Source organism: Protofrankia sp. Cj3, assembly GCF_917627355.1.
In the GTDB taxonomy this organism is placed as follows: domain Bacteria; phylum Actinomycetota; class Actinomycetes; order Frankiales; family Frankiaceae; genus Protofrankia.
Map to the genome: position 1 here is coordinate 10,378 of NZ_CAKJTR010000024.1, position 2,300 is coordinate 12,677.

Sequence of the window (2,300 nt, forward strand, 5' to 3'; positions counted from 1 at the left end):
CAGTACAACCGCCGTCCAACCGGGAGACACCATCACTGTCACCGAGGAACCGATCCTCATCGACCACCAGCCATAGGGCGTTCCCCACCCAGCCAGCTGGCATGGCCGCAGGCCCCGCAGCGTATTCCGGCCGGAGGGATTCCGGTGTGATCTCCTGCCTGGCGCCTGGCGACCGGTTACTATAGCCAGACACAAGAAACTTCGGGAGGCGTCATGGTCACGCAGGAGCCCGGCACCCGCGCCCGTTGCCCCGGCCCGTCCGCTCAGGACTACCTCGCCGCGGACACCCGGCCCGTGCCCAGCGTCCTGCGGCTCACCGTGAACGAGTACCTCGGCAACGAGGATATCGATGCCGAGCGCTACATCTCCCCCGCCTGGCATCGCCTGGAGGTCGAGAAGCTCTGGCGGCGAGTCTGGCAGTTCGCCTGCCGGGAGGAGGACATCCCCGAGGTCGGTGACCACGAGATCTACGAGATCGCCGACGACTCGCTATTGATCGTGCGGACCGCCCCGACCGAGATCCGGGCCTTCGTCAACGCCTGCCTGCACCGCGGGCGCAAGCTGCGCACCACCAGCGGGCACGTTCCGGAGTTCCGCTGCCCATTCCACGGGTTCACCTGGAACATCGACGGCACCCTCAAGAGCATCCCGTGCGCCTGGGACTTCCCCCACGTCGACCGGGAGAAATTCAGCCTGCCCGAGGCGAGGGTCGCCACCTGGGGCGGCTTTGTCTTCATCAACATGGATCCCCACAGCGAGCCGTTCGAGACCTTCGCCGGCGACCTGCCGGACCACTTCACCCGGTGGCCGCTGGAAGACCGTTATACCTCGTTACACATCGCGAAGGTCCTGCCCTGCAACTGGAAGATCGGGCAGGAGGCCTTCATGGAGGCCTTCCACGTGATCGGCACCCACCCGCAGCTACTGGCCTGGATGGGCGACGCCAACTCCCAGTACGACGTGGTGGCCAGCGCCAACTGGGACCGCACGATCACCGTGCAGGGCGTGCCGAGCCCGCATCTGGCGGGCGGCGTGACCGAAGAGGATGTCCTGGAGAGCTTCTACTTCTCACGCGGCTTCTACGCCTCGACCCAGGGCCGGGACCTCACCGCGGCTGGCGGCGACCTGCCGGAGATCCCAGCCGGTGGCACGGCCCGCGCGGTGCTCGCCGACCAGATGCGCGCCCAGTTGAGCGCGCTCTCCGGCGAGAGCTACGCGGAGGTCACCGACAGCGAGCTGCTGGACGCGGTCAACTATATTCTCTTCCCGAACTTCCACCCCTGGGCGGGGAAAAAATCGAATATCGTCTATCGGTTCCGGCCCTACGGTAACGACCCCGACCGTTGTGTTGCCGAAATCTTCTTCCTGTCGGGATGGCCCAAGGGCACCCCGCGCCCGGCCCCGGCGAAGATCCGATGGGTGCCCGCGGGCATGAACATGGCGGACGTTGCCGAACTCGGTCTGCTGGGCCCGGTCTTCGACCAGGACCTCGCCAACCTGCCGTTCGTCCAGCAGGGCCTGAAGGCGACCCGCAAACCAGGCATAACGCTCGCGGACTATCAGGAAAGCCGCATCCGGCACTTTCACCATCTGCTCGACACGTGGATGTCACGCTGACCGCTCAGGTGACGGTAACGCCGTCCGGCATCGTGCTGGCCGTGGCCGAGAGCGAGACCGTCTTCAGCGCCGCCCGGCGGCACGGCCTGTGGTGGCCGACCGTCTGCGGCGGGCTCGGCACCTGCCGTATCTGCGTGCTGCGGGTCAGCGCGGGGGCCGACAACTGCGGCCCCGTTGACGATCGTGAACAGGAGGGGCTGACCGCCATCGGTCCGGAGGCGGACGGGCGCCTCCGGCTGGCCTGCCGGCTGCGTGTGACCGGCCCGGTCGTGGTCGTCAAGCGCGGCGTACGCCGTGTGGAGGAACTGCGCGGCCTGGAGGAGCTGTGAACGTGCGGTGAACGCAAAACCCATGAGCCTGACTCATCCGATCACCAAACAGGTGTACACGCTGACCGACACCGGGCTGGTCGAGGTCCACGACCCGATGACCGGCCAGCGCGGCCTGTTCGACTCCGAGGGCCGCTGGCAGTCGGGCGAGATCCGTCACGCGGACCTGCAGATCACCGGCTGGGTCGGCCGCCGCGCCCGGCCGCGGGACGGGAAAACCCCGCCATGAGCACCGCCGGGCGCCACACTCGGGTGGTGACGCTGGCCCGCCGTCCCGGTCCGGGCGGACCGGCGCCCGAGGACTTCACGCTCACCGAACGAGCAGTGCCCGAGCTGGGTGCGGGCCAGCTTCTC

At 68.0% G+C, this 2,300-nt stretch carries 3 protein-coding genes; all 3 read left to right on the forward strand.

Annotation, left to right across the window (positions count from 1 at the left end; genetic code table 11):
• The first annotated feature begins 213 nt into the window (after window positions 1-213).
• The 3 genes from MJ783_RS05340 to MJ783_RS05350 are packed head-to-tail and all read left to right on the forward strand — an operon-like array spanning window position 214 to window position 2,175.
• Entirely contained in the window at window positions 214-1,617 is a 1,404-nt protein-coding gene (locus tag MJ783_RS05340; RefSeq protein WP_239308803.1) for an SRPBCC family protein, read from the forward strand.
• Window positions 1,602-1,946 (forward strand): 2Fe-2S iron-sulfur cluster-binding protein, encoded by a 345-nt coding sequence (locus MJ783_RS05345; protein ID WP_239308804.1) that lies wholly within the window; start codon window positions 1,602-1,604, stop codon window positions 1,944-1,946. Before MJ783_RS05340 ends, MJ783_RS05345 begins: the two co-directional genes overlap by 16 nt.
• A gap of 7 nt (window positions 1,947-1,953) precedes the next feature.
• On the forward strand, window positions 1,954-2,175 hold the full coding sequence (locus MJ783_RS05350; RefSeq protein WP_239308805.1) for a hypothetical protein: 222 nt from the start codon (window positions 1,954-1,956) through the stop codon (window positions 2,173-2,175).
• Window positions 2,176-2,300: the final 125 nt, after the last annotated feature.

Bases quoted from the DNA above. Each gene is read 5' to 3' on its own strand.
- MJ783_RS05340 (WP_239308803.1), top strand. From the start codon at position 214: ATGGTCACGCAGGAGCCCGGCACCCGCGCCCGTTGCCCCGGCCCGTCC.